26 protein-coding genes, 3 tRNA genes and 1 pseudogene are annotated in these 26,196 nt (G+C 73.4%); 25 read left to right on the top strand and 5 right to left on the bottom strand.

The window, feature by feature from the left end; all coding sequences use genetic code 11:
* Positions 1–61 precede the first annotated feature (61 nt).
* Positions 62–1,276 (bottom strand): sensor domain-containing protein, encoded by a 1,215-nt coding sequence (locus ACGFZL_RS06735; protein ID WP_355167487.1) that lies wholly within the window; start codon positions 1,274–1,276, stop codon positions 62–64.
* A 202-nt stretch (positions 1,277–1,478) separates the two neighbouring features.
* Here ACGFZL_RS06735 and ACGFZL_RS06740 point away from each other — a divergent pair, with 202 nt between their 5' ends.
* From ACGFZL_RS06740 to ACGFZL_RS06795, 12 genes are all read left to right on the top strand, one after another.
* Positions 1,479–1,865: an NADH-quinone oxidoreductase subunit A gene (locus tag ACGFZL_RS06740; RefSeq protein WP_355167489.1), complete on the top strand. Its 387-nt coding sequence runs from the start codon at positions 1,479–1,481 to the stop codon at positions 1,863–1,865.
* Positions 1,856–2,479 carry an NADH-quinone oxidoreductase subunit B gene (locus ACGFZL_RS06745; protein WP_393689894.1) on the top strand — a complete coding sequence of 208 codons (624 nt, stop codon included), beginning with the start codon at positions 1,856–1,858 and terminating at the stop codon, positions 2,477–2,479. The genes ACGFZL_RS06740 and ACGFZL_RS06745 overlap by 10 nt, the downstream gene beginning before the upstream one ends.
* The gene (locus ACGFZL_RS06750; RefSeq protein ID WP_393689896.1) at positions 2,476–3,822 is read left to right on the top strand and encodes an NADH-quinone oxidoreductase subunit C; all 1,347 of its coding nucleotides are present in this window, start codon (positions 2,476–2,478) and stop codon (positions 3,820–3,822) included. Before ACGFZL_RS06745 ends, ACGFZL_RS06750 begins: the two co-directional genes overlap by 4 nt.
* Positions 3,819–4,787 (top strand): NADH-quinone oxidoreductase subunit H, encoded by a 969-nt coding sequence (locus ACGFZL_RS06755; RefSeq protein WP_393689898.1) that lies wholly within the window; start codon positions 3,819–3,821, stop codon positions 4,785–4,787. The genes ACGFZL_RS06750 and ACGFZL_RS06755 overlap by 4 nt, the downstream gene beginning before the upstream one ends.
* Positions 4,788–4,789: 2 nt before the next feature.
* Entirely contained in the window at positions 4,790–5,347 is a 558-nt protein-coding gene (locus ACGFZL_RS06760) for a NuoI/complex I 23 kDa subunit family protein (RefSeq protein ID WP_393689901.1), read from the top strand.
* Positions 5,344–5,961, top strand: coding sequence for an NADH-quinone oxidoreductase subunit J (locus tag ACGFZL_RS06765; RefSeq protein ID WP_393689903.1), 618 nt, complete (start codon positions 5,344–5,346; stop codon positions 5,959–5,961). The genes ACGFZL_RS06760 and ACGFZL_RS06765 overlap by 4 nt, the downstream gene beginning before the upstream one ends.
* Entirely contained in the window at positions 5,961–6,323 is a 363-nt protein-coding gene (nuoK, locus tag ACGFZL_RS06770) for an NADH-quinone oxidoreductase subunit NuoK (RefSeq protein WP_355167501.1), read from the top strand. The genes ACGFZL_RS06765 and nuoK overlap by 1 nt, the downstream gene beginning before the upstream one ends.
* Positions 6,320–8,314 carry an NADH-quinone oxidoreductase subunit L gene (locus ACGFZL_RS06775; protein WP_393689906.1) on the top strand — a complete coding sequence of 665 codons (1,995 nt, stop codon included), beginning with the start codon at positions 6,320–6,322 and terminating at the stop codon, positions 8,312–8,314. The genes nuoK and ACGFZL_RS06775 overlap by 4 nt, the downstream gene beginning before the upstream one ends.
* A 6-nt stretch (positions 8,315–8,320) precedes the next feature.
* Positions 8,321–9,895, top strand: coding sequence for a NuoM family protein (locus ACGFZL_RS06780; protein WP_393689908.1), 1,575 nt, complete (start codon positions 8,321–8,323; stop codon positions 9,893–9,895).
* Positions 9,892–11,424: an NADH-quinone oxidoreductase subunit N gene (locus ACGFZL_RS06785; RefSeq protein WP_393689910.1), complete on the top strand. Its 1,533-nt coding sequence runs from the start codon at positions 9,892–9,894 to the stop codon at positions 11,422–11,424. Before ACGFZL_RS06780 ends, ACGFZL_RS06785 begins: the two co-directional genes overlap by 4 nt.
* 156 nt (positions 11,425–11,580) lie before the next feature.
* Positions 11,581–12,444, top strand: coding sequence for a zinc metalloprotease HtpX (gene htpX, locus ACGFZL_RS06790; protein WP_355167509.1), 864 nt, complete (start codon positions 11,581–11,583; stop codon positions 12,442–12,444).
* Positions 12,441–12,857, top strand: coding sequence for a YccF domain-containing protein (locus ACGFZL_RS06795; RefSeq protein ID WP_393689913.1), 417 nt, complete (start codon positions 12,441–12,443; stop codon positions 12,855–12,857). Before htpX ends, ACGFZL_RS06795 begins: the two co-directional genes overlap by 4 nt.
* Positions 12,858–12,897: 40 nt before the next feature.
* Here the strand turns inward: ACGFZL_RS06795 and ACGFZL_RS06800 are convergent, their stop codons facing one another.
* On the bottom strand, positions 12,898–13,386 hold the full coding sequence (locus tag ACGFZL_RS06800; protein ID WP_355167513.1) for a YajQ family cyclic di-GMP-binding protein: 489 nt from the start codon (positions 13,384–13,386) through the stop codon (positions 12,898–12,900).
* Positions 13,387–13,555: 169 nt separating this feature from the next.
* Here ACGFZL_RS06800 and ACGFZL_RS06805 point away from each other — a divergent pair.
* The 3 genes from ACGFZL_RS06805 (at position 13,556) to ACGFZL_RS06815 (ending at position 17,056) form a co-directional block, all read left to right on the top strand.
* Positions 13,556–13,637 (top strand) — tRNA-Tyr (locus ACGFZL_RS06805).
* 205 nt (positions 13,638–13,842) lie between these two features.
* Positions 13,843–16,776: an FxSxx-COOH system tetratricopeptide repeat protein gene (fxsT, locus tag ACGFZL_RS06810; RefSeq protein ID WP_407078447.1), complete on the top strand. Its 2,934-nt coding sequence runs from the start codon at positions 13,843–13,845 to the stop codon at positions 16,774–16,776.
* A 58-nt stretch (positions 16,777–16,834) separates the two neighbouring features.
* Positions 16,835–17,056, top strand: coding sequence for a hypothetical protein (locus ACGFZL_RS06815; RefSeq protein WP_355167529.1), 222 nt, complete (start codon positions 16,835–16,837; stop codon positions 17,054–17,056).
* An 18-nt stretch (positions 17,057–17,074) separates the two neighbouring features.
* On the opposite strand, the gene ACGFZL_RS06820 is transcribed toward ACGFZL_RS06815, so the two are convergent.
* Together ACGFZL_RS06820 and ACGFZL_RS06825 are read right to left on the bottom strand one after the other, a co-directional pair.
* A complete protein-coding gene (locus ACGFZL_RS06820) occupies positions 17,075–17,731 on the bottom strand; it encodes an SDR family oxidoreductase (RefSeq protein WP_393689916.1) in 657 nt (218 codons plus the stop codon).
* Positions 17,732–17,888: 157 nt separating this feature from the next.
* Positions 17,889–19,148, bottom strand: a complete 1,260-nt coding sequence (locus tag ACGFZL_RS06825) for a hydrolase (RefSeq protein WP_393689918.1) — start codon at positions 19,146–19,148, stop codon at positions 17,889–17,891.
* Positions 19,149–19,335: 187 nt separating this feature from the next.
* Between ACGFZL_RS06825 and ACGFZL_RS06830 the strand changes: the two genes are divergently transcribed.
* The 9 genes from ACGFZL_RS06830 to ACGFZL_RS06870 all read left to right on the top strand — a co-directional run bounded on the left by ACGFZL_RS06830 (position 19,336) and on the right by ACGFZL_RS06870 (position 25,299).
* A tRNA-Thr gene (locus ACGFZL_RS06830) sits at positions 19,336–19,408 on the top strand.
* Between the two features lie 46 nt (positions 19,409–19,454).
* A tRNA-Met gene (locus ACGFZL_RS06835) sits at positions 19,455–19,527 on the top strand.
* Positions 19,528–19,617: 90 nt separating this feature from the next.
* Positions 19,618–19,782, top strand: coding sequence for a 50S ribosomal protein L33 (rpmG, locus tag ACGFZL_RS06840; RefSeq protein ID WP_003948671.1), 165 nt, complete (start codon positions 19,618–19,620; stop codon positions 19,780–19,782).
* A gap of 102 nt (positions 19,783–19,884) precedes the next feature.
* Complete coding sequence (locus ACGFZL_RS06845) at positions 19,885–20,337, top strand: MaoC family dehydratase N-terminal domain-containing protein (protein ID WP_355167535.1); 453 nt, start codon at positions 19,885–19,887, stop codon at positions 20,335–20,337.
* Positions 20,338–20,354: 17 nt separating this feature from the next.
* On the top strand, positions 20,355–20,783 hold the full coding sequence (locus tag ACGFZL_RS06850; RefSeq protein WP_393690190.1) for a MaoC family dehydratase: 429 nt from the start codon (positions 20,355–20,357) through the stop codon (positions 20,781–20,783).
* Positions 20,784–20,862: 79 nt separating this feature from the next.
* Positions 20,863–21,432 carry a TetR/AcrR family transcriptional regulator gene (locus ACGFZL_RS06855; protein ID WP_393689920.1) on the top strand — a complete coding sequence of 190 codons (570 nt, stop codon included), beginning with the start codon at positions 20,863–20,865 and terminating at the stop codon, positions 21,430–21,432.
* A 106-nt stretch (positions 21,433–21,538) separates the two neighbouring features.
* Positions 21,539–23,011 carry a DHA2 family efflux MFS transporter permease subunit gene (locus ACGFZL_RS06860; RefSeq protein WP_393689922.1) on the top strand — a complete coding sequence of 491 codons (1,473 nt, stop codon included), beginning with the start codon at positions 21,539–21,541 and terminating at the stop codon, positions 23,009–23,011.
* Between the two features lie 800 nt (positions 23,012–23,811).
* Positions 23,812–24,195, top strand: coding sequence for a DUF3291 domain-containing protein (locus tag ACGFZL_RS06865; protein ID WP_355167541.1), 384 nt, complete (start codon positions 23,812–23,814; stop codon positions 24,193–24,195).
* A gap of 33 nt (positions 24,196–24,228) precedes the next feature.
* Complete coding sequence (locus ACGFZL_RS06870; RefSeq protein WP_393689925.1) at positions 24,229–25,299, top strand: UDP-N-acetylmuramate dehydrogenase; 1,071 nt, start codon at positions 24,229–24,231, stop codon at positions 25,297–25,299.
* A gap of 16 nt (positions 25,300–25,315) precedes the next feature.
* Here the strand turns inward: ACGFZL_RS06870 and ACGFZL_RS06875 are convergent, their stop codons facing one another.
* Positions 25,316–25,948, bottom strand: a complete 633-nt coding sequence (locus ACGFZL_RS06875; protein ID WP_393689927.1) for an NAD(P)-dependent oxidoreductase — start codon at positions 25,946–25,948, stop codon at positions 25,316–25,318.
* 79 nt (positions 25,949–26,027) lie between these two features.
* Here ACGFZL_RS06875 and ACGFZL_RS06880 point away from each other — a divergent pair.
* Positions 26,028–26,195: pseudogene (locus ACGFZL_RS06880) on the top strand (TetR/AcrR family transcriptional regulator); the annotation flags it as partial.
* Position 26,196 lies beyond the last annotated feature (1 nt).

The raw sequence follows: 26,196 nt of genomic DNA on the forward strand, positions 1-26,196 counted from the left end.
CATGGAGCCCATCGGCGTCTCGGGCGGGGGGTTTACCCCACCCCCACCCCCGAGTCCGCGGCTAAGCGGGCCGCCCGGCGTCCGTCATGGCATCGCGGTCGCGCCACGGCAGTTCCGCCGTGACCGTCGTCGGCCCGCCCTCGGGGGAGTCCACGACGAACAACCCGTCCACGGCGCTCAGCCGGTCGGCGAGCCCCCGCATGCCCGAGCCCCCGTCCAGCCGGGCGCCCCCGCGACCGTCGTCCCCGACCTGGATGAGCAGCCGGTCGTCCGACCGCCACACCTCCACCGACGCCGACCGCGCCGCGCTGTGCTTGCTGACGTTCTGGAGCAGCTCCGAGACGGTGAAGTAGGCGATGCCCTCGATGGCCGCGGCCGGCCGCGCCACCAGGTCGACCGTCACCTTCACCGGCACGGTGCAGCGCGAGGCGACCGAGGAGAGCGCGGCGTCCAGGCCGCGGTCGGTCAGCACGGCCGGATGGATCCCGCGGGCCAGGTCGCGCAGCTCCTGGAGCGCCAGCTTCACCTCGCCGTGCGCCTCGTCCACCATCGCCGCCGCCGCGTCCGGGTCCTCGAGCAGCTTCTCCTTGGCCAGGCCGAGCCCCATCGCCAGGTTGACCAGCCGGGCCTGCGCCCCGTCGTGCAGGTCGCGCTCGATGCGCCGCAGGTCGGCCGCGGCGGTGTCGACCACGACCCCGCGGTCCGACTCCAGTTCGGCGATCCGCCGCTCCAGCTCGTCCGAGGGGCACAGCAGCCCGCGCACCAGCGCCCGGTCGACGTTGGTCAGCCCGCGCGCGACGAACGGCAGCACCGGCCACAGCACGAACAGCCCCGCCAGCGTGACGGTGAAGGTGGCGATCCCCCAGGGCAGCCGGATCAGGTCGTAGAGGACCGCGCGCCACCCCACCGGGTCCTTCAGCGCCGTCCACATCCACTTCAGGAACCCGTCGCCCTCGCGCAGCGGCAGCCGGCTCGGCTCGTCCACCCGCACCCCGAGCAGCGCCCGGGCCCGCGCCCGCTCGAACCGGCCGAGCAGCCGCGACCCGGCGAGACCGCCCGCCAGCAGCGGCAGTCCGACCACCGTGACGGTCAGCCCGGCACCGGCGCAGATCATCGTGACCGCGTAGGCGAAGCCGACCACGGCCACCGGGAGGTTCGCCAGCAGGTGGGCGATCTCCTTCCAGGTGTGCCGGTCGTAGGCGAACCGCGGCGCCGGCGGGCGGTCGTCGTCGCCGTCCGGGGTGCCGGTGGCCGAGGTGGAGAGGGGTCGTGTCATAGGGGTCAGCGTGCCGCGCGGCGCGGCGCGGCGCCATGAGGTGGGCCGCCGGAACGGAACTGAGGAAAACCCCACCCCGTGATGACCCTGCGCCGGTGGCCGTCCGAAGGGCGACGGGCTGCTTACCGGTCCTTTATGAGGCCCTAGACTCGCGTGCGTACGAATGTGGTGTACGGAAGCGTCGAACAGGACAAGGAATGAGGTGACCGTGGACCTCGCGGCGGACTACTTCCCGTCCTACTCGGTCGTCGGCCTGCTCGCCGTGGTCGGCGTGCTCTTCGTCGCCGTCGCCTTCGGCGCGGGACGCCTGCTGCGGCCCGTCGTCCCCACGCCCGAGAAGCTCCTGACCTACGAATGCGGCGTCGACCCCGTCGGCGAGGGCTGGGCGCACACCCAGGTCCGCTACTACGTCTACGCCTTCCTCTACGTCGTCTTCGCCGTCGACTCGGTCTTCCTCTTCCCCTGGGCCACGGTCTACGCCGACCCCGGCTACGGCGCCACGACGCTGGTGGAGATGTTCGTCTTCCTCGGCTTCCTGGCCGTCGGCCTGCTGTACGCATACAAGAAGGGCGTCCTGTCATGGACGTGAACCCCGAGTCCGTGCCCGTGCCCGTGTCCGAGCCGGTGCCGCTGCCGGAGCCGAAGCGGCTGGGCGCGCTCGCCCGCCTCGCCCCCGAGCCGATGAAGGTCGTCCTCAACTGGGGCCGCCGCTACTCGCTCTGGGTCTTCAACTTCGGCCTCGCCTGCTGCGCGATCGAGTTCATCGCCGCGTCGATGGCCCGCCACGACTTCATCCGGCTCGGCGTCATCCCGTTCGCGCCGGGCCCCCGCCAGGCCGACCTGATGGTGGTGTCCGGCACGGTCACCGACAAGATGGCGCCGGCCGTGCGGCGGCTGTACGAGCAGATGCCCGAGCCGAAGTACGTCATCTCCTTCGGCGCCTGCTCCAACTGCGGCGGCCCCTACTGGGACTCCTACTCCGTCACCAAGGGCGTCGACCAGATCATCCCCGTCGACGTCTACGTGCCGGGTTGCCCGCCGCGCCCCGAGGCGCTGCTCCAGGGCATCCTCAAGCTCCAGGAGAAGATCGCGCACGAGTCGCTGGGCGAGCGGTACGGGGAGCCGGCCCGCCCGTCGGCGGCGGCGCTGCAGAGCGGCCTCGTACGCCCGCCGGCCGGTCCGGTGTCCGGGGACGCGCGATGACCGCCGCCGGCTGGCTGCCCGCCGACCCCGAGGACCTGTTCGGCGCCGGGGCCACGGCCGAGGAGGCGTACGACCTCCTCACCGTGGACGTCCCCCCGGCCGCCTGGCTCGCCGCCCTGGAGGCGGCCCGCGACCGGCTGGGCTGCGCCTACTTCGACTGGCTGAGCGCGGTGGACGAGCCGGGCACCGGCTTCCGCGTCGCCGCGCACGTCGCCGCCCTCGCGCCGGTACGCCGGCTGCTGCTGCGCACGACCGTGCCGCACGAGGCCCCGGCCCTGCCCAGCGCCGTCGGCGTGTACGCGGGGGCGGCCTGGCACGAGCGCGAGACGCACGAGATGTTCGGCGTCGACTTCACCGACCACCCCGGCCTCGACCACCTGCTCCTGCCCGAGTCCTTCGAGGGGCACCCCCTGCGCAAGGACTTCGTCCTCGCCGCCCGGGTCGCCAAGGCGTGGCCCGGCGCCAAGGAACCGGGCGAGTCGGAGCACGGCGGCCCCCGACGCCGCCAGATGCTGCCCCCCGGCGTCCCCGACCCCAACGAGTGGGGCCCCCTCAAGGGCCAGCTTCCTCCCGCCCCGGCCCGCCCGACCCGCACGGCGGGCGAACGCCCGGCCCGCCGCACGCGTACGGCAGCGGAGGGCTCCGCCGGCCAGCCGACCCCGGCCTCTCCGGAAACCCCGGCTTCTCCGTCTCCGCGCCGGTCGCGCACGGCGTCACAGGGCTCGGCCAGCCAGACGCCCCCGACGGCCCCGGCAACTCCGGAGTCCTCGCAGGCCCCGGCCTCCCCGGCCCCCCGTCGGGCGCGCGCGGCGTCACAGGGCTCGGCCAGCCAGACGCCCCCGCCGGCCGCCGTACCCCCGTCGGCCTCGGAGCCCCCGGCCTCCCCGGCTCCGCGCCGGGCGCGCAGCGCGAGTGACGGCTCCGCCTCGCAGCAGGAGGGCTCCTCGCCGCCCCGCCCTTCCCGCACCGCCGGCGAGGGCCCCGCCTCTCAGCGCCCGGCTCCCTCGCCGTCCCGCCGTTCGCGCACCGCGAGCCAGGGCTCGGCCTCGCAGCGTCCGGCCGCAGCCGACACCCCCGACGGCGACGAGACGCCCCCGCCTGCCGCGTCCTCGGCGGAGCCGCCCGCGCCCCCGGCGGAGCCGCCCGCGCCCCCGCGCAGCCCGGACGCTCCGTGGCACCACGCCCGCCCGGCCTTCGAGGAAGAGACGCCGGCGGAGCCGAAGCCCGCCCCGCGGCGCGAACCGGCCCCCGACGACACGGGCACGCCGCCCGACGACACCGGCACGCCACCCGCCGACCCCGACGAGATCGACCCCACCCCCGGACAGGGAGGCCTGCGGTGAACGACGCGCTCGACGTCACCCTGCGCCTCCTGGCCGTCTTCGTCGCCTTCCTCGTCCTCCCCCTGCTCGTCGGCCAGACCGAGCACAAGGTCATGGCCCACATGCAGGGCCGCCTCGGCCCGATGTACGCCGGCGGCTTCCACGGCTGGGCCCAACTCGTCGCGGACGGCGTGAAGTTCGCGCAGAAGGAGGACGTGGTCCCGGCCGACGCCGACCGCCGCGTCTTCCAGCTGGCCCCCGCCGTCGCCCTCCTGCCCTACCTCCTCGTCCTGCTCGCCATCCCGATCGGCCCCGGCGAGGGCGCGGTCGGGCAGGCCGTCGACGCGGGCGTCTTCTTCGTCCTCGCCGTGATGGGCGTCGGCGTACTCGGGTCGCTGATGGCCGGCTGGGCCTCCGCCAACAAGTTCTCCCTCCTCGGCGGCCTGCGCACCGCCGCCCAGCTCCTCGCCTACGAACTCCCGATGCTGCTCACCGCCGCCTCCGTCGCCATGGCGGCCGGCACGGTGTCCCTGACCGGTATCCTCGGCGCGTTCCACTGGTGGTGGCTGCCCTGGCAGCTCGTCGGCGCGGTCGTCTTCTTCGTCGCCGGGCTCGCCGAACTCCAGCGGCCCCCCTTCGACATGCCGGTCGCCGACTCCGAGATCATCTTCGGCGCGTACACCGAGTACACCGGCCTCCGCTTCGCCCTGTTCCTGCTCGCCGAGTACGCCGGCATCGTCGTCCTGTGCGGCCTCACCACCGTCCTCTTCCTCGGCGGCTGGCACGGCCCCTGGGGCGCCGACGGCCTCGGCTGGCTCTGGACCCTGCTGAAGACCGCCCTCCTCGCCTTCCTCGTGATCTGGCTGCGCGTGACCTACCCGCGGCTGCGCGAGGACCAGCTCCAGAAGCTGTCCTGGACGCTCCTCGTCCCCCTCTCCCTGGCCCAGATCGCCCTCACCGGCGTCGTCAAGGTGGTGACCGCGTAACCATGGCCCCCCTCCCCGGCAGCGGCCTGGCCAAGGGCCTGGCCGTCACCCTGCGCACGATGACGAGGAAGACCGTCACCGAGCAGTACCCCGACACCCAGCCCGACCTCCCGCCCCGCACCCGCGGCGTGATCGGCCTGTTCGAGGAGAACTGCACGGTCTGCATGCTCTGCGCCCGCGAATGCCCCGACTGGTGCATCTACATCGACTCCCACAAGGAGACGGTCCCGGCTGCCGCCCCCGGTGGCCGCGAGCGCAGCCGCAACGTCCTCGACCGCTTCGCCATCGACTTCTCCCTCTGCATGTACTGCGGCATCTGCATCGAGGTCTGCCCCTTCGACGCGCTGTTCTGGTCCCCGGAGTTCGAGTACGCCGAGACCGACATCCGCGACCTCACCCACGAGCGCGACAAGCTCCGCGACTGGATGTGGACGGTCCCGGCCCCGCCCGCCCTCGACCCCGCCGCAGAGGAGCCCAAGGAACTCGCCGCCGCCCGCAAGACCGCCGACAAGCTGGCCGCCCAGCAGCAGGCCGAGCACGAGGGGGACGCCCCCGCATGACCCTCGCAGCAGCAGCGACCGCCGCGACCCACGGCCGGGGCTTCCTCTCCCCGTCCGGCGTCGAGATCGCCTTCCTCCTGGTCGGCCTGGTCACCCTCGCCGCGGCCGTCGTCACCGTCACCACCCGCCAGCTGGTGCACGCCGCCCTGTGGCTGGTCGTCGCCCTCGGCGGCCTCGCCGTCGAGTACCTCCTGCTCACCGCCGAGTTCATCGCCTGGGTGCAGGTCCTCATCTACGTCGGTGCCGTCGTCGTCCTCCTCCTGTTCGGCCTGATGCTCACCAGGGCCCCCATCGGCCGCTCCCCGGACGCCGACTCCGGCAACCGCTGGGCCGCCCTCGCCGTGGCCGTGGCCGCCGCGGCGACCCTGGTGTGGGTGGTCACCGACGCCTTCCGCACCACCTGGATCGACCTGGACGGCCCCGCCGCCGGCTCCACCCGCGCCACCGGCGAGAGCCTCTTCCGGCACTGGGTCCTCCCCTTCGAGGCCCTCTCCGTCCTCCTCCTGGCCGCCCTGGTCGGCGCGATCGTCCTCTCCCGCAAGCACAAGGCCGCATCCGACGGTGCCGAGGCCGACAGGGCCCAGGCCCGGGCCGACAAGGCCGGTGTCCGCTGATGCACCTCGCCTATCCCGCCGTCCTCGCCGCCCTCCTCTTCTGCACCGGCCTCTACGGCGTCCTCGCCCGCCGCAACGCGATCCTGGTCCTGATGTCGGTCGAGCTGATGCTCAACGCCGTCAACCTCAACCTCGTCGCCTTCGACACCTGGCTGAGCCGCGCGGCCGAGGACACCCTGCACTCGGGGCAGGCCCTCACCCTGTTCACCATCGCCATCGCCGCCGCCGAGATCGGCATCGGCCTGGCCATCGTGCTCGCCGTCCACCGCACCCACGGCACCGCCGACATCGACCGCCTCCGCGCCACGGCCGAGCGCCCCGAGCCGGACCCGGCGGACGAGAAGAACGAGGCCACCGCGTGACCACGACCACCCTCGCCGCCCTCGTCCCCCTCCTCCCGTTCCTCGGCGCCGCCGCCGGCCTGCTGCTCGGCCGCGCGGCCCCCGGCTTCGTCCGCCCGCTGGCCGTCCTGCCCACGCTGGCCGCCCTCGCGCTCGCCGCGCTGGTCGCGGCCCGGCAGGGCGGCGGCCGGGCCGTCGACGCCGCCACCGAACTGACCCCCACCGGGTCCGTCCCCGTCGAACTGGCCCTGCACATCGACGGCTTCGCCGCCCTCGTCGCCGTCCTGGTCGGCTGCGTCGCCGCCTGCGTGCAGATCTACTCCATCGGCTACCTGCGCGACGACCCGCGCTACCCCTCCTACGCCGCCCTCGTCTCCCTCTTCACCTCCGCGATGCTGCTCGTCGTCTACTCCGGCGACCTGATGGTGCTGCTGGTCGGCTGGGAGGTCATGGGCATCTGCTCGTACTTCCTGGTCGGCCACTACTGGGAGACCCCCGAGGCGCGCGCCGCCTCGCTGAAGGCGTTCCTGGTGACCAAGCTCGGCGACGTCCCCTTCCTGATCGGCCTGTTCGCGCTCGCCACCGACGCCGGCTCCTTCCGGATCACGCGGATCCTCGGCGCCGTCGCGAGCGGCTCCCTCGACCACCCCACGGTGATCGCCCTGCTGCTCCTGGCCGGCGTGGCGGGCAAGTCGGCGCAGTTCCCGCTGCACACCTGGCTGCCCGACGCGATGGCGGGCCCCACGCCCGTCTCCGCGCTGATCCACGCCGCGACGATGGTCGCCGCCGGCGTCTACTTCGTCGCCCGCCTCCTCCCGCTCTTCGAGGCGTCCCGGGCCGCGATGACCGTCCTCGCCGTCATGGCCGCGATCACCATGACCGGCTCGGCGCTCGCCGCGCTCGCCCAGGACGACATCAAACGCGTCCTCGCCTACTCGACCATCGGCCAGCTCGGCTACATGACCGGCGCCCTGGCCGCCGGCGACCGCGGCGCCGCCGTCTTCCACCTCCTCACCCACGGCGCCTTCAAGGCGCTGCTGTTCCTCGCCGCCGGCGCGGTCATCCACGCCGCCGGCACCAACTCGCTGGCCGCCATGTCCCGCCTGCGCGACCTGCGCGCCCGCGTGCCGGACGCCTACTGGACGATGACCGTGGCGCTGCTCGCGCTCGCCGCGATCCCGCCCTTCAGCGGCTTCTTCTCCAAGGAGTCCGTCCTCGGCGCCGCCGAGCACGTGGCCACCGGGCACACCGCGCACGCCCCCGCCGCCGCGGGCTGGACCGTGCTGGTCGCCGGCCTGGTCACGGCCCTGCTGACCGCCGCGTACGCGACGCGGCTGTGGCTGCTCGCCTTCCGGGGCCGGGGCACCGAGGCCCCCGACCACGGCCGGCAGCCGCTCTCCATGACCCTGGTGCTCTGGGTGCTCGCCCTCCCCTCGCTCGCCCTCGGCGGACTCGCCTTCCGCGTGCTGCCCGACTGGTTCGACGGCCAGGACCTCACTCCGGCCCTCACCACCTCCGTACTCGGCACCGGCGTGGCGCTGACCGGCGGCATCGTCGCCTACGCGGCCTGGCGGCACACCACCGCGCTCGCCGCCCGCGTCCCGCTGGGCGCGGTCGCCGCCCACCCGGACGCCGACGCCGGCCAGGTGGAGGCCGAGGCCATCGCCACCCACGCCCCCGCCTACGGCAACGTGGCCTACGCCCCCGACCCCGCCGATCCCGGCCGGCTCCTGCTCGGCCCGCTGCACCGGCACGCCGCGGTCGGCTTCCACCTGGACGCGGTGTACACGGCCCTGTTCGTCCGGCCGGTGCAGGCCGGCGCGCGTCTCGTCCGGTTCCTGGACCGCGAGGTCGTCGACACCTACGTGCGCGGGGCGGGCGCCCTGCCCCGGTGGCTCGGGGCGGCCGTGCGCCGCGCGCAGACCGGCAATGTGCAGACCTATGTGAGCGCGCTGCTCGCCGGCACCGTCGTCCTCGCGGTGGCCGCCGTCCTCGTCGCCACGGGAGCGTGAGCAGGCGTGATCGATATCAACGAGTCCGTGATGCAGGTCCTTCTGGCGTTCGTCGTCGTCGGCCCGCTCCTCGGCGCCGCCGCCGCGCTGCTGCCGGCCCCGCCCGGGCTGAAGGGGAAGTCACCCGGGCAGGCCGTGCTCCGGCACGGCGTCACCGTGACCGGCGCGGTCCTCCTGGCGGCCCTGGTCCTGGCCCTGGGCTTCGACCACGACCACCCGTCGAAGATGCAGGCCAGCACGGACATCAGCTGGATCCCCGCACTCCACGTGCGCATCCACCTCGGCATCGACGGCATCTCCCTTCCGCTCCTCGTCCTGACCGCGCTGCTGACCTTCCTCTGCGCGCTCTACTCGTACGCCAAGCCGCCCGCGGGCCCGTCCCCGAAGGGCTTCGTCGCGCTGCTGCTCGTCCTGGAGTCCGGCACCCTCGCGACCTTCGCCGTCCTCGACCTGATCCTGTTCTTCCTCGCCTTCGAGACCGTCCTCATCCCGATGTACTTCCTCATCGCCCGCTGGGGCGGTGCCGACCGGGCCCGGGCGGCGTGGAAGTTCATCCTGTACACGCTGCTCGGCTCGGTCGTCATGCTGCTCGGCCTGCTCCTGATCGGACTCAGGGCCGGCACCTTCGACATGGTGGCACTCGCCACTGACAACGGCCGGTCGCTGAGCACATCCGTGCAGGTCATCGCCGTATTGGCGATCGGGATCGGGCTCGCGGTCAAGACGCCGATGTGGCCGCTGCACAGCTGGCTGCCCGACGCCCACACCGCCGCGCCGACCGTCGGCTCGGTGCTGCTCGCGGGCGTGCTGCTGAAGATGGGCACGTACGGTTTCGTCCGGATCCTGCTGCCGGTGGCCCCGGACGGCCTGCGCACCTTCGCGCCGTACCTCGCCGCCTTCGCGGTCGTCGGGATCGTCTACGGCTCGCTGGCCTGCCTGGCCCTGGCCAGGCGCGGCGCCAAGGGCGACCTGAAGCGGCTCATCGCCTACTCCTCCGTCGGCCACATGGGCTTCGTCCTGCTCGGCATCGCCACCATGACCCCGACCGGCGTGAACGGCGCCCTGTTCGCCAACGTCGCCCACGGCCTCATCACCGGCCTGCTCTTCTTCCTGGTCGGCGCCCTGAAGGAGCGCACCGGCAGCACCGACCTCGACACCCTCGCCGAGGAGACCGGGGCCGCGCTGTACGGCCGGGCGCCGCGGCTCGGCGGACTCCTTGCCTTCGCCGCGGTGGCCTCGCTGGGGCTGCCGGGCCTGGCCGGGTTCTGGGGCGAGATGCTGGCGATGTTCGGCGCGTTCGACCCCGGCGCGGGCCTCAGCCGCCCCGCCTTCCTCACCTTCATGGCCATCGCCGGCCTCGGCACGCTGCTGACCGCCGCGTACCTGCTCGTCGTGGTCCGCCGGGTCTGCATGGGCGCCACCCCGCAGGACGCGCCCCGGCTGCCCGACGTGCACCGCGTCGAGTTCGCCGCGTGGACGCCGCTCGTCGCCCTCACCGTCCTGGCCGGGCTGTGGCCCAAGGTCCTCCTCGGGCTGACCGACCCGGCCGTGCAGCAGCTCCTCTCCGGAGGCACCCGATGAGCCCCCTGGCCCAGCAGGCAGCCGCGAGCCTCGTCCAGTCCGTCGACTGGCTCGCCGTCGCCCCGCCCACCCTCACGGCGCTCGTCGCGCTGGCCGTCCTCGTCGCCGACCTGTTCCTGCCCGAGGCCCGCAAGCCGCTGCTCGGCCGGCTCTCGGTCGCCGGACTCGCCGCCGCCGCGCTCCTCCTGCTGCCCCTCCTGGGCGACGACCGCTCGACCTTCTGCCGGCAGGGCACCACGCGCGCGTGCAGCTACACCGCGGACACCTTCACCCTCACCGTGCAGCTGCTCGTCCTGGGCGGCGCCCTGCTCGCCGCCCTGCTGTCGGTCACCGCCCTGAAGGACGCCGACAAGAGGCTCCCCGAGGGCGAGTACTGGTTCCTGCTGCTCTCCTCCGCGGCCGGCGCCGCCCTGCTGCCCGCCTCCCGCGACCTCGCCACCCTCGTCGTCGCCCTGGAGGTCGCCTCGCTGCCCGCGTTCGCCCTGGTGGGCCTCCGCCACGGCGACCGGCGCTCCGCCGAGGCGGCCCTGAAGTTCTTCCTCTCCTCGGTCACCGCCACCGCGGTCACCCTGATGGGCGTCAGCTTCGTCTACGCCGCCACCGGCTCCCTGTACCTCACCGAGATCGCCGACCGCGTCCAGCACGTCGACGGGCAGCTCACCACCCTCACCCAGACCGGCGTCGTCCTCACCCTGGTCGGCTTCGCCTTCAAGACGGCCGCCGTGCCCTTCCACTTCTGGGTGCCGGACACCTACGTCGGCGCGCCGCTGCCCATCGCCGCGTACCTGTCCGTCGTCGGCAAGGCGGTCGGCTTCTCCGGCCTGATCCTCGTCACCGTCGTCGCGCTGCCCTCGTACGCCGACGTCTGGGGCCCGGCACTCGCGGCGCTGGCCGCGCTCACCATGACCGCCGGCAATGTCGGCGCCCTGCGGCAGCGCGCCACGCGCGCGTACAGCGCGGTACGGCTGCTCGCCTGGTCCTCCGTCGGCCAGGCCGGCTACCTCCTGGTGCCGATCGCGTCGGCCGCGTACGCCGACGACCCCGGGGCCTCCGTCGGCGCCACCCTGGCCTACGCCCTGATGTACGCCGCCGTGAACCTGGGCGCCTTCGCGGTGGCCGCCCTGGTGGGCCGCGCCCACGCCCGCAACCGGATCGCGGACTACCGCGGCCTCCACGCCGCGAACCCGCTGCTCGCGCTGCTCCTGGCGTTCTTCCTGCTCTGCCTCGCCGGCCTGCCGCCGGGCGTCATCGGCCTGTTCGCCAAGGTCACGGTGTTCTCCGCGGCGGTCGACGCCGGGCTCGGCTGGCTGGCCGTGGTCATGGCCGTCAATGTGGTCATCGCGCTGTACTACTACCTCCGCTGGACGGCGCTGCTCTTCCGCGCCCCGGACGCCCCCGACGGAGTGCGGGCCCGGCACCGCGTCCCGGCCCCCCTCACCCTCGCCCTCACCGCGACCGCCGTCCTCGCCGTCGCCCTGTCCGGCGCCCCCCAGCTGATCCTGCGCCTCGCGGACACCGCGCTGTTCTGAGCGGCCCGCTCACCCGGACGGCCGATGCGTGCGGCCGGTCACGCCGGGGAACCCGGAACCTCCGCCTGGCGTTGACCAGTACGGAAGGGTCCACTGGACTCGACACAGCAGGACACACACGAGGGGTTCCCTGCGGCACCACTGGGAGGGCGCACCGTGCACCGCCGGCACAACGGACTCAAGACGGCAGTCCTCCTCGGAGGGCTGTCCGCGCTCATCATCGTCATCGGCAGCCTCTTCGGCCGAGCGGGTCTCGTCGTCGCCGTCCTCGTCGCCCTGGGCACGAACGCGTACGCGTACTGGAACAGCGACAAGCTCGCCCTGCGGGCGATGCGTGCCCGCCCGGTCAGCGAGTTCGAGGCCCCGGCGCTCTATCGCATGGTCCGGGACCTCTCCACCCAGGCCCGCCAGCCCATGCCCCGCCTCTACATCTCCCCGACGGAGGCGCCGAACGCCTTCGCGACCGGCCGCAATCCGCGCAACGCGGCGGTGTGCTGCACCGAGGGCATCCTGCGCCTGCTCGACGAGCGCGAGCTGCGCGGCGTCATCGGCCATGAGCTGAGCCATGTCTACAACCGCGACATCCTCATCTCCTCGGTGGCCGGCGCCCTCGCCTCCGTGATCATGTTCCTGGTCAACTTCGCGTGGCTGATCCCCATCGGCAGGTCGGACGACGACGACGGCCCCGGCCTGGTCGGCATGGTGATGATCATGCTCCTGGGCCCGCTCGCCGCCACGGTCATCCAGCTGGCGATCAGCCGCTCCCGGGAGTACGAGGCGGACGCCTCCGGCGCCCAGCTCACCGGCGACCCGATCGCGCTGGCCGGTGCCCTGCGCAAGCTCGACGCCGGCACCAAGCAGCTGCCGCTGCCGCCCGAGCCCCGGATCGAGACGGCCAGCCACATGATGATCGCGAACCCGTTCCGTCCCGGTCAGGGCCTGTCGAAGATGTTCTCCACCCACCCGCCGATGGCGGAGCGAATCGCCCGGCTCGAAGAGATGGCAGGTCGACAGCAGTGAAGACCATCCTGAACCTGATCTGGCTCGTCCTGAGCGGCTTCTGGCTGTTCCTCGCCTACCTTGCCGCCGGCGCGCTGCTGTGCATCACGATCATCGGCATCCCGTTCGGCATCGCCGCGTTCCGGATAGCCGTCTACGCCCTGTGGCCCTTCGGGTACACCACCGTCGAGCGCCGGGGCGCGGGCGCGCCCTCCTGCGTCGGCAACGTGCTGTGGCTGGTGCTGGCCGGCTGGTGGCTCGCGCTCGGCCACATCGTCACCGGCATCGCGCTGTGCGTCACGATCATCGGCATCCCGCTGGGCATCGCCAACTTCAAGCTGATCCCCGTCTCGCTGCTCCCGCTGGGCCGCGAGATCGTCCGCTCGGACGAACCCTTCACGGCGACGGGCCCCACGGCCCAGCCGCGCTGGTAGGGCCCGGGACCGCGCCGCCCCGGGCCACCGCCCTCCCGGCTCAGCGGTAGTTGACGAACTGCAGCGCGAACTCGAAGTCCTGCCCCTTGAGCAGCGAGATCACGGCCTGGAGGTCGTCCCGGCTCTTGGAGCTGACCCGCAGCTCGTCGCCCTGCACCTGCGCCTTCACGCCCTTCGGGCCCTCGTCGCGGATGAGCTTGGCGACCTTCTTCGCGTTGTCCTGGGAGATGCCCTCCTCGATCGACGCGAAGATCTTGTACTCCTTGCCGGACAGCTGCGGCTCACCGGCGTCCAGCGCCTTCAGGGAGATGCCGCGCTTGATCAGCTTGGACTGGAAGACGTCGAGGACGGCGGTCACCCGGTCCTCGGAGTCGGCCTGCATGAGGATCTTCTCCCCGGACCACGCGATCGAGGCGCCCACGCCCTTGAAGTCGTAGCGCTGGGAGATCTCCTTGGCGGCCTGGTTGAGGGCGTTGTCGACCTCCTGCCGCTCGACCTTCGAGACGATGTCGAAACTGGAGTCGGCCATGTCCTGTGGCTCCTTGCGTGTAGAGGCGTGTCGGCGCCCCAGCCTAGCCACCCCGCCGACCCCGGACCCGCGATCAATCCGGTGGCGGAGCACCCCTCGGCATCAGGTATTGTTTACGTCGTTGCCAGGGAGCACCACCGCAAGACGGCGCCCCCGACCAACACCCCCCGGCGGTGTGCCCGAGCGGCCAAAGGGAGCAGACTGTAAATCTGCCGGCTCAGCCTTCCCAGGTTCGAATCCTGGCGCCGCCACACGGGAACAAAGGGCCTGTGACCTGCTGCAACAGCAGGTCACAGGCCCTTTGTCATGGGCCTCGGTGGCACTGGGTGGGGGGCCGCGTTCATCCGGCGCATGCAGGCAGGGCGCGGCGACGGCTGATCCGTGGTGCCGGGCGTCCCCTTCCGGCGTTCTCCTCACCCCTCCCGGCCGTTCGCGAGATCATGGCACCTGGTCCACATGACCATCATCCGGCGGAGTTGGGGGTCGACGGTGCCCGACACCAGGCAGCGGTTCTTCATCAGCTACGCGGGCCCGGACGGGGTCTGGGCGGAGTGGGTGGGCTGGCAGCTCAAGCAGGCCGGCCATCAGGTCGAGCTCGACCGGTGGGACTGGCGCACGGGGGACGACTTCGTCCAGAAGATGAGCCAGGCCCTCGCCCGGGCCGACGGGGTGCTGGCCCTGTTCTCCGAGAACTACTTCGCCGCCGGGCGATGGACGCAGGAGGAGTGGTCGGCCGTCGTGGCCACGCGGGGACGGCTCGTCCCGATCGTGATCGAGCCGCTGGCCGACGACGACGTCCCGGACCTCCTGGCCGGCAGGCTTCGCGCCGAAATGCACGGGCTGGACGAGACGGCCGCCGTCGCCCGACTGCTGGAGGCCGTCCACGGGCCGGTTCCCCCCACGGGCCCGGTCGCCTTCCCCGGTGCCGCCCCGGCCGACGCGGACACGGAAGCGGATCCGCAACGTCCCCGACTGCCCGACGGTGCGACCCTGCCCCAGGTCTGGAACGTCCGACGCCGTAACCCGGACTTCTCCGGCCGCGAGACGGAGCTGGCCCGGCTGCGCAGCGGCCTGCTCCGCGGGCACCAGGCCGTGGTGCAGGCGCTGCACGGCATGGGCGGCATTGGGAAGACCCAGATCGCGCTGGAGTACGCCCACCGCTTCGCGAGCCAGTACGACGTCGTCTGGTGGGTCGACGCCGAGCAGGCCGACCGATTGCCTGTCAGCTACGCCGGACTCGCCGAGCACCTGGGCATCGCCAAGGCCGACGCCGGAACCGAGGCCAACGCCCGCGCCCTGCTCCAGGCCCTACTCGCGCGGCATCGTTGGCTGCTGATCCTGGACAACGCCGAACAACCCGATCATATCGAGCCATGGCTTCCCGACGGGCCCGGACACGTGCTCATCACCTCGCGCGACCCCGACTGGCGCGGGATCGCCCACCGCAGCGGTCTGGACGTGTTCACCCGGGCCGACTCGCTGGCGTACCTCCAGACCCGCAGCCCGGGTATCACGGCCGAGCAGGCCGACCTCCTCGCGCAGGATCTCGGCGACCTGCCCCTCGCACTGGCCCAGGCCGCCGGAGTCCTCAGCGGCGGAATGAGCCTCGACCACTACCGCCGGCTCCTGACCACCAACACCGCACGCCTCCTGCGGGAGAGCGACGTGCGTGACTACCCCGTGTCGCTAGCCGCCACGGTCGACATCGCCGTGACGCGCCTCTTGGACGACGGCCACCGCGACGCCACCGCGCTGCTCCGCCTCGGGGCGTTCCTCGGCCCCGAACCCATACCCACCGCCTGGCTGGAGGCGTCCCGCCCCCACCTGGCCGGCATCCCGGGCGACCCCGACGACCCGATGTGGCTCCGCAGCGCCCTGCAGCCCCTGAGCCGCTTCGGACTGGCTCGCACGGACGTCAACGTCTTCCAGATCCACCGTCTGACCCAGGCGGTCCTACGGGCCCAGACAGGTCCGGACGCGGTCGAGTCGATCCGCGACGACGTGACCGCCGTACTCGCGGCTGTCAGCCCCGGAGACCCGCAGTCACCGGCCGACTGGCCGGCGTGGGCCACGCTCACCGCCCACTTGACCGCCCCTCACGTCATCACCGGGGTCACAGGCCGCTCCGCACTCCGCCCGACGCTTTCCGAGACGGTCCACTTCCTGATCCGGAGGGGACTGCCGGGCGCCGCCCACAGCCTCGGCACAACGTTGTACGAGACGTGGACCGCCGATCTGGGGCCCGATCACCCCGACACCCTCACCTGCGCGCAGTTTCTGGGGCACGCCAGCATCGATCGCGGCGACCACGTCGCGGCGCGCCCTCTGGTCGAAGACACCTACGCTCGTCGCCGCCGCATCCTCGGCGAGGACCACCTCGACACCCTCTCCTCCGCGCACGACGTCGCCACCACGCTGTCCTACCTCGGGAGGTACGAGGAGGCTCGCCGCAGGGGGGAGGACGTCCTCGCCAGACGCCAACGGGTACTCGGCGAGGGCCATCCGGAGACGTTGCGCTCCGCCGGCAACTTCGCCGGCTACCTGCGCGATGCGGGGGAGTACGCGGAGGCCCGCCGGAGGGGGACGGACGTTCTCGCCCGGCGACGCCAGATCCTGGGCGAGGATCATCCCGACACCCTCGAGTCAGCCAGTGACCTCATCAACACCATGCTTGTCGCGGGGGAGCACACGGGTCTCCGCCCGATGGCCGAGGACCTCCTCGCCCGTCGTCTGCGCATTCTGGGTGAGGAACACCCCGACACGATCTCCGCCTCCAGCAGTCTTGCCGGTGCCTTGTACGCCCTGGAGGAGTACGAGGAGGCGCTGAGCATGGAGAAGGAGAATGTCCGTCGATGCCGGCGCGTTCTGGGCGAGAACCACCCCAACACCCTCACCGCCGTGGGCAACCTCTCCCAGACGCTGTACCGTCTGGGGGAGACGGCAGAGGCGCGTCGGATGGCGGAGGACAGTCTCGCTCGGCGCAAGTGGCTCATGGGCGAAAATCACCCCGACACGCTCAGCTCTGCCCACGGCCTGGCCAACATCCTGCATTCCCAGGGTGAGGAAGCGGAGGCTTGCCGCCTGCAGAAGGAGGTCCTCGCCAAGCGCCGACTGATTCTGGGCGGCGACCATCCGCTCACACTCAACTCCGCCGCCCTCCTCACCTCCATCCTCTATGCGCGCCATGAGTACTTGGAGGCGGTCGAGGTGCTCGGCGATCTTCGGGCCCGCCGCATCCGCGTCCTGGGCAGGACGCACCCGGAGACCGTGGAAGCGACGAGGAGTCTCGCGACCCTGCTGGCCGCCATGGGCAAGACGCACGAGGCCCAGAAACTGACGAGCCGCAAGCCGAACAAGAGCAAGCGCCGGTCCGGCAAGAAGCGGCGGTGAGACACCGAGCGGCGGGGTGCCGAGGCCCCGTGTCAGTCCGCACGGGCAGACTTGACCCATGTCCTCAACCTCCCGCCGCCGTCTCTGTCCCGAGTGCCGTCGTGAGATCGCCGTCGTCGCCGGGCGGTTCGCGCGGCATGATCCGGCCGGGGCGCGGGGGAGCGGGGAGTTGGTGTCGTGCCCCGGGTCGCGGCGGGCGGCGCCGGTCGGGGCGGCGGTGCAGCCCGGGCTGGACGGCTATGTCGTGCCCGAGTTCCCCGGGCAACTGCCGCTGTTCTGAACGCGCCGCCCCGCAGGCTCAGTTGCCCGCGACCGACTTCACCGCCACCGGCACCGGGGTCGAGCCGCCGATCAGTTCCAGGGTGAGGCCCGCCGTCGCCGGGGTGTCGAGGAGGTCGGCGAGGACGGCGGCGACGTCGTCGCGGGGAATCGGGCCCCGGCCCGTGCGGGCCTCCAGGCGGACCTGGCCCGTGCCCGCGTCGTCCGTCAACTGGCCCGGGCGCAGGATCGTCCAGTCCAGGCCCCGCTGGGAGCGCACGTACGCGTCCGCCTCGCCCTTGGCGCGCAGGTAGACGTCGAAGATCTCGTCCCCCGGGTGCTCCGGGTCGGCCGCCATGGACGACACGATGACGAAGCGCCGTACACCCGCCCGCACCGCCGCGTCGGCGAAGAGCACCGCCGCCGCCTTGTCCACGGTGTCCTTGCGGGCCACGCCGCTGCCGGGCCCCGCGCCCGCCGCGAAGACCGCCGCGTCCGCGCCCCGCAGCCGCTCCGCGACCTCCTCGACCGACGCCGACTCCAGGTCGAGCACGACCGGTTCCGCGCCGGCCTCCCGCAGGTCGTCGGCCTGCTCGGGCTTGCGGATGAGACCCGCCACCTCGTCCCCGCGCCCGGCGAGCAGCCGCTCGAGCCGCAGCGCGATCTGACCATGTTCACCAGCGATGACAATGCGCATGTCTCCGACCGTACGCCCCGGCAGAGGCACGCGCCCCGCGACTTCGGCCCGGGGCGCGGGGGTCGGTACGGTCTTCGTGCGTCCGCGCCGCCCGGCACGGACTCCGCCGCACGGTGGACGAACCGTGACCCGGGGCATGGCACCGAAAAGCCCCCGGTCAGGGCAGGCGCTCCCCGCCCTCCCCCCGCCCCTGCCGCGGCAGCCCCAGGTCGGGGGCGCCGATCGCGTCGCCGTACTCCCGTACCGCGCTGGTCCGCGCCACCACCCGGCCGCGGTGGACCACGATCCGGCTGTACGCCAGGGACAGCGCGCCGGCGAGGCGGTCGCCGCGCACCGCGAGGAGTTCGGCCGGGAAGCCCGCCTCCACCCGCACCTCGGGCAGGCCGAGCGCCGCCCGCGCCGCCGCGCTCACCGCGTCGTAGGCGTCCTCCGGGCGCAGCCCGTGCCGCGCGGCGAGCTGGTACGCCGCCTCCAGCGGGTCGCCGCGCCCGACCGGCCGCGCGACGTCCCGGAGCGCGCCGCTCCCGGCCGCCACCCGCACCCCGGCCGCCCGCAGCAGCCGGACCGGGGCCATGCCCTCGTCGGGGCCCTCGCAGCCGCCCTGCGGCAGGCACACCACGACCACCCCGGCCGCCGCGAGCCGCTCCGCGAGCCGGGAGGCCGCCTCGGCCGGCAGCCGGCCCAGGCCGTCGCAGGGCCCCAGCGTCACCCCGGGGCGCAGCCCGGCCGCCATCGCCGCGAGGCGGGTCAGCCGGGCCGGGTCGGCGGCGTCCGTGTGCAGGTCTACGGGGCAGCCGTGCTCGGCGGCGACCTCCAGGACCGCCTCCGCGTACCCGGCCGGGTCGGGGTCGAGGTCGGGGCAGCCGCCCACCACGTCCGCGCCCATCTTCACCGCCTCCCGCAGCACCGCGAGCCCGTCCGCCCCCGCCACCCCGGTGAGCATCCGCGGCATCGCCACGGCCGTCAGCTCGACGAGCCCGCGCAGCGACCGCCGCGCCCGCAGTACGGCCCGCAGCGCGTCGAGGCCCGCCACGTCGCCCACCCGCACATGGGCCCGCACCGCGGTCGCCCCGTGCCCGAGCTGGAGCAGGGCGGCCTCGGTGATCCGGCGCTGGACGTCCGCCGACGCGTAGGAGACCGGGCCCGTCAGGTCGGCGGTGAGGGCCGTGTCGCCGTGGACGTGCGGTTCGGCCGGGGCGGGCAGTAGGAGGTGGCCGGTGAGGTCGAGCAGGTCGACGCGGCCGGCCGGCGGGGTCAGGCTGCCGGCCGTGCCGACCGCCTCGATGCGCCCGCCGTGCAGCCGTACGTCCACGGTCCGGCCGTCGGTGAGCCGCGCCCCGGACAGCAGCAGGGCGCCGGATCCGGCCGCGCCCGACGGGGTGGGGGAGTGGGGCGGCTGCGGCTGGCTGTCGGGCATCGCACTCCTCCGGGCTCGGGACTGCGCAGGGGGGACGCAAGATCACGCAGAGTGAGTCGAGCCTAGGGCGGTGACGGGTCCATGGCGTGCAGGAGCGCAATAGTCGTACCGGGCGCGGCCCGCCGGGCAAGGGCGGCGAATCGGATTTGGGCGTTGGGCGGGCGACCGTGTAATGTCTTCCTCGCTCGCCCCAATAGCTCAGTCGGTAGAGCGTCTCCATGGTAAGGAGAAGGTCAACGGTTCGATTCCGTTTTGGGGCTCTGGTGTGTGAGGTCCCCGCCGCGAGGCGGGTCCCGATCACATCTCAGCGGTGTAGCTCAGTCGGTAGAGCAAGCGGCTCATAATCGCTGTGTCACCGGTTCAAGTCCGGTCACCGCTACAGACAGTAGCCGATTGCGGGGTCGGTCCTTCAATCGGCTACTCTGTTGTGCGTTGAATCAGTCAATCCGTTCGTCTTAGGAGCACTCACGTGGCTGCCACCGACGTCCGCCCGAAGATCACGCTGGCCTGCGTGGAGTGCAAGGAGCGGAACTACATCACCAAGAAGAACCGGCGTAACAACCCGGATCGCCTGGAGATGAAGAAGCACTGCCCGCGTTGCAACGCGCACACCGCGCACCGCGAAACGCGATAGCAGAAACAGGCTCGTACGCGAGGCCGTCCCCGTAGGTTGGGGGCGGCCTCGCGTCGTTGCGTCACGAGGATCCGAGGAACAGCAGCAGGAGGTTGCGAGGCCATGGCGCTCGACCAGTCGTTCGTCGGGCGGACCTATCCGCCCACCGCCCCCTACGAGGTGGGCCGCGAGAAGATCCGCGAGTTCGCCGAGGCCGTGGGGGACGCCAACCCCGCGTACACGGACACCGAGGCCGCGAAGGCGCTGGGGCACCCGGACGTCGTCGCGCCGCCGACCTTCGTCTTCTCCATCACCTTCCGGGCGGCCGGCCAGGTCGTCGAGGACCCGCAGCTCGGCCTCGACTACAGCCGGGTGGTCCACGGCGACCAGCGCTTCCGCTACGTCCGCCCCGTGCACGCCGGCGACCGGCTGACGGTCACCTCGACCATCGAGTCGATCAAGTCGATGGCCGGCAACGACATCCTGGACATCCGCGGCGAGGTCCACGACGAGAGCGGCGAGCACGTCGTGACCGCCTGGACCAAGCTCGTGGCCCGCGCGGCCGAGGAGGCGTGAGCACCATGACTGACCCCGTGACGGCGAAGATCGCGTACCGCGACGTCGAGGTCGGCACCGAGCTGCCCGCGCAGACGTTCCCGGTCACCCGCGACACGCTCGTGCGCTACGCGGGCGCCTCCGGCGACTTCAACCCGATCCACTGGAACGAGCGGTTCGCCAAGGAGGTCGGGCTGCCGGACGTCATCGCGCACGGCATGTTCACCATGGCCGAGGCGATCCGCGTGGTCACCGACTGGACCGGCGACCCCGGCGCGGTCGTGGAGTACGGCGTCCGCTTCACCCGGCCCGTGGTGGTCCCGGACGACGACCAGGGGGCCGTGATCGAGGTCGCCGGCAAGGTGGCGGCCAAGCTGGACGACAACACCGTCCGCGTCGACCTCACCGCCACCAGCGGCGGCCAGAAGGTCCTGGGCATGTCCCGGGCCGTGGTCCGGCTGGGCTGACGCCCCTCCCGGGGCCCTCGTCGGGGGCCCCGACGGCGGCCGCTTGACCAAGTTAGTGATTGAGTACTAACTTAGCCGCATGGTCAGGATGAGCGCGGAGGAGCGACGCGAGAGCGTCATCCGGGCGGCGATGGGCGAGTTCGCCCAGGGGGGCTTCTACGGCACCTCCACGGAAACCATCGCCAAGCGGGTGGGCGTCTCGCAGCCGTACCTCTTCCGGCTCTTCCCGAGCAAGAAGGCGATCTTCCTGGCGGTGGCGGAGCGCTGCCTGACGGACATGCGCCGGTTGTTCGCCGAGGCGTCCGAGGGCCTGCGCGGCGAGGAGGCGGGGCGCGCGATGGCGAGCGCCTACACGCTGCTGATCTCCGAGCACCCCGAGCGGCTCCAGATGCAGATGCAGGTGTACGTCACGGTCGCGGCGGCCGAGGCCGCGGGCGACCACGAGTTCGGCGAGATGGTGCGCAAGGGCTGGATGGAGCTGTGGGACACCGTGCACGTGGCGCTCGGCGGGGACGTCGAGGAGACGACGGCCTTCATGGCGCACGGCATGTTGATCAACACCCTCGCCGGCATGGGGTTCCCGACGGGCCACCGGGTCTGGCAGGGGCTCCACACCATCCCGACGCTGAGGAAGGATCGTCGCAGCTGAGCGGCGGGGCGGGGCCCGCTCCGGGCCCGGCGTCGCCGTCCCGGACGTATGACCAGCAAAGTTAGTCATGGATTACTAACCGCAGTGCACACCCTCTGGGGGAGAGATGTCACAGCAAGAGTCAGCACGTCGCGGGGGCGCCGCCTGGGCCCTCGTCATCACCAGCGTCGCCGGATTCATGGCGGCCCTCGACAACCTGGTCGTCACCACCGCCCTGCCCTCGATCCGCGAGGACCTCGGCGGGGCGCTGGACGACCTGGAGTGGACCGTCAGCGCCTACACGCTCACCTTCGCGGTGCTGCTGATGTTCGGCGCCGCCCTCGGCGACCGGTTCGGCCGCCGCCGGCTCTTCCTCGCCGGCCTCTCCGTCTTCACCCTCGCCTCGGCCGCCGCGGCCATGGCGCCCGGCATCGACTCCCTCATCGCCGCCCGCGCCGTGCAGGGCGTCGGGGCCGCGGTGATGATGCCGCTGACCCTGACGCTGCTGACGGCGGCCGTGCCGGCCGAGCGGCGCGGGATGGCGTACGGGATCTGGGGCGCGGTCAACGGGCTCGCCGTGGCCTCCGGGCCGCTGATCGGCGGCAGCCTCACCGAGCACGTCTCCTGGCAGTGGATCTTCTGGCTGAACGTCCCGCTGGGCGTGGCGCTGCTGCCGCTGGCCCGCTTCCGCCTCGCCGAGTCGCACGGCTCGGGTGCGCCGCTCGACGTGCCCGGCACGCTGCTCGCCAGCGGTGGGCTCTTCGGCATCGTGTACGGGCTGGTGCGCGGGCCCGTCGTCGGGTGGTCCGGGGCCGTGGTGCTGACCTCGCTCTTCGCGGGGGCCGCGCTGCTGGTCGGGTTCGTGCTGTACAGCTCGCGGGCCGCCAACCCGATGCTGCCGATGCGGCTGTTCCGCTCGCGGGCCTTCGCCGGCATCAACGCGGCCAGCCTGCTGATGTTCCTCGGGATGTTCGGCTCGATCTTCCTGCTCAGCCAGTACATGCAGGGGGTGCTCGGCTACTCGCCGACCGAGGCGGGGCTGCGCATGCTGCCCTGGACCGGCATGCCGATGCTGGTCGCGCCGGTCGCGGGGATCCTCTCCGACCGGATCGGCGGTCGGCCGGTCGTCGCGGCGGGCCTCTTCTTCCAGGCGGCCGGCCTCGCGTACCTCTCCTGGGTGATCACGGCGGACGCCACCTACGGGGTCCAGCTGCCCGGCCTGATCCTCAGCGGCATCGGCATGGCCCTGTACTTCGCCCCGGCCTCGGCCCTGGTGATGGCCAGTGTCCGGCCCACGGAGCAGGGCATCGCCTCCGGCGCCAACAACGCGCTCCGCGAGGTGGGCGGGGCGCTCGGCATCGCGGTCATGGGCTCGATCTTCTCGGCGCAGGGCGGCTACGAGTCGGCGCAGATCTTCGTCGACGGGCTGAAGCCGGCGGTGGCGGTGGGCGCCGGGGTCGTCGCCCTGGCGGGCGTCGCGGCCCTGCTGATCCCGGGCCGGGGGCGGACCGGCGGGCCGGTGGAGCCCCTGACCGCGGCTCCGGCCGCGACGGCGACGGCGTCGGTGCCGGTGCCGGTGCCGCAGAAGACGGCTCGCTGACCCGGCGAACGACAGCGCGCGGCACTCCAGCGGAGGGGACCGCCCCGACCGACCCGGCCGGGGCGGCCTGGCCCGCAACTCTGCTCGACTCGCCGGTCCACCGACCGGGGCGGCACCGCAGCGGGCGGCCCACTGCCCGCGGGGGGCGGGGTCCCGCGCCGCTCCTACGGCGACAACGCACCCCGTCTCGCCTGAGGCCGCAGAGGCCGGGCAGGTCCTCGTCCCGTACCCGCGCTGCGGCGCGGCGGGTCGGCGCCGCCGGGCCTGACGGGCAGAGGCCCGCCCCCCCCTCCAGGGGGTGCGGAGGTCCGGGTCCCGGCACGCCTTCCGCGCGTCCGGCCCTGGCCACCGTCGGCCGCGTACGGCCCCGACCCCGCACCACAGCACGGTCCAGCGCGCCCGCACTACGGCCCGGCGCACCCGCACCATCGGCCGGCGCGTCCCCACTACGGCCCGGCAGCCCCGCCCCACCATCGGCCCCGCACCCGCCCCGCGGCACAGCGCAGCCGTCCCACCACGGGCCGCGCGTCCGCCCCATGGCACAGCGCACGCGCCCCACGACGGGCCGCGCACTCGCCCAACCACGGGCCGCGCACTCGCCCAACCACGGGCCGCGCACTCGCCCAACCACGGGCCGCGCGCCCGCCCGACGGCACAGCGCATCCGCCCAACCACGGGCCCCGCACCCGCCCCACGGCACAGCGCACCCGCCCAACCACGGCCCCCGCACCCGCCCCACCGTCGGCCCCGCACCCGCCGCCGACGGCCCACCGCAACCCGGCCCGCCGAAGGAGCCCCCGATGCCGACCCTCCCCTGGACCGTGCCCAATCCGCCCCCGCACGACGGTGACGTGCACGTCTTCGCGTCCCGTTTCGAGACTCGCACCCTGTGGGGCGCGTTGGCCTTCCTCGTCCGTACCCCCGCCGTCTGGCGGCAGGTGAGCCGGGCGCCCGGGGCCTACGGGGCCACCCTCAAGGCCGAGCCCTTCCGGCGGACGTTCTGGACGTTGTCCGCCTGGGAGTCGCCCGAGGCGCTCCGGGCCTTCGCCCGTTCCGGCCCGCACGGGCCGGCCTCCGGGGGGCTGGCCGCGCGGATGCGGGACGCGGGCTACGCCTCCTGGACGGTGTCCGCCCGCGAGCTGCCGGTGGGCTGGGACGAGGCGCGGCGGCGGCTGACGGCGTAGGGCGGTGTCGGTGGGGTCTCGTAGGGTGGGCGCGTGCAGGAACTCTACGACGCCCCCCTCGCCCCGCTGACCACCTTCCGGCTGGGCGGCCCTGCGACCCGTCTGGTCACCGCCGACACCGACGCCGAGGTGATCGCCGCCGTCCGCGAGGCCGACGACGCCGGTACGCCGCTGCTGCTGATCGGCGGTGGATCGAACCTGGTCATCGGCGACAAGGGCTTCGCCGGCACCGCCCTGCGCATCGCCACCCGCGGCTTCGACCTGGACGGCACCGCCCTTGAGCTGGCGGCCGGCGAGGTGTGGAGCGACGCCGTCGCCCGCACCGTCGAGGCCGGGCTCGCCGGCGTCGAGTGCCTGGCCGGCATCCCCGGCTCGGCGGGCGCGACCCCCATCCAGAACGTGGGGGCGTACGGCCAGGAGGTCTCCGCCACCGTCACCGAGGTCGTCGCCTACGACCGCCGCAGCCGCGAGACGGTCACCCTCACCAACGCCGACTGCGCGTTCTCCTACCGGCACAGCCGGTTCAAGGCCGAGCCCGAGCGGTTCGTCGTGCTGCGCGTCCGCTTCGCGCTCGAGGACGCCGGCGGGCTCTCCGCGCCCCTGAAGTACGCCGAGACCGCCCGTGCCCTCGGCGTCGAGGCCGGCGGGCGGGTGCCGCTGGCCACCGCCCGCGAGACCGTGCTGCGGCTGCGGGCCGGCAAGGGCATGGTGCTGGACGCGGAGGACCACGACACCTGGTCGGCCGGTTCCTTCTTCACCAATCCGGTCCTCACCGACGAGGAGTTCGCCGCCTTCCGCGCCCGCGTCGACGAGCGGCTCGGCGCCGACGTGGAGCCGCCCGCCTTCCCGGCCGGCGAGGGCCCGGAAGGGGAGGGGCGGATCAAGACCTCCGCGGCCTGGCTGATCGACAAGGCGGGCTTCACCAAGGGCTACGGCACCGGCCCGGCCCGCATCTCCACCAAGCACACCCTCGCCCTCACCAACCGCGGTGGCGCCACCACCGAGGACCTGCTGGCCCTGGCCCGCGAGGTGGTCGCCGGTGTGTACGAGGCATTCGGCGTGACGCTGGTCAACGAGCCGGTGACGGTGGGCGTGGAGCTCTAGACACCTCACCAGGGCCTCAGTACGCCACCCCCACCCCCTGCTTCACCGTCGCCCCGTCGTCGATCATCGACAGCATCGCGTGCGCCACGTCGGCGCGGGCGATGAAGCGGCCCGCGCGCGGGAAGCCGCCGACGACCGTGCGGTAGCGCCCGGTGAGCGGCTTGTCCTGGAGGCGCGGCGGCCGTACCGAGGTCCAGTCGGTGGAGCTGCGGGCCAGCTCGGCCTCCATCGCGCGCAGGTCGGCGTAGACGTCCCGCAGCACGGCCGAGACCACCCGCAGCATCGCCCGGTCCAGCGCCCCCTCGCCCTCCGCCGCCGGCCCGACGGGCGCGGCGCTGACCACCAGCAGCCGGCGCACGCCCTCCGCCTCCATCGCGCCGAGCACCGTACGGGTCAGCCGGGAGGCGACCCCGGCGTCCTTGCGGGCGCGCGCGCCCAGGCCGGACAGTACGGCGTCCCGGCCCGCGACCGCCGCGCGCAGCGGCTCCGGGTCGGTCAGGTCGGCGCGGACCACCTCCAGCGCGCCGCCCGTCACCTCGAGGCGGGCGGGATCGCGCACGACGGCGGTGACCCGGTGGCCCGCGTCGAGGGCCTGGCGGACGAGCCGGCGGCCGATCCCGCCGGTGGCGCCGAAAACGGTGAGGTTCATGACTGCTCCCCTGGGTCCGATGGACGGATCGGTGGGTGAGTGCTCACCCACCCCTCTGCCGCCTATGGTGGGTAAGCGCCGGGTCCGCCCGGACGCGGACACCTTCGCCGCAGCGTCCCTCCTCCTCGGCGCCTGCGCCCAGCGCGCCTTCGCCTACGACGCCACGGAGACCGGCGAACGCCCGCCCGTCGACACCTTCGCCGCCCGCCTTGTCACCACCCTGCTGGGCGGAATCGCCGTCGCGTGAA

The sequence above is a fragment of the Streptomyces sp. NPDC048182 genome (genome assembly GCF_043202555.1).
GTDB lineage: Bacteria > Actinomycetota > Actinomycetes > Streptomycetales > Streptomycetaceae > Streptomyces.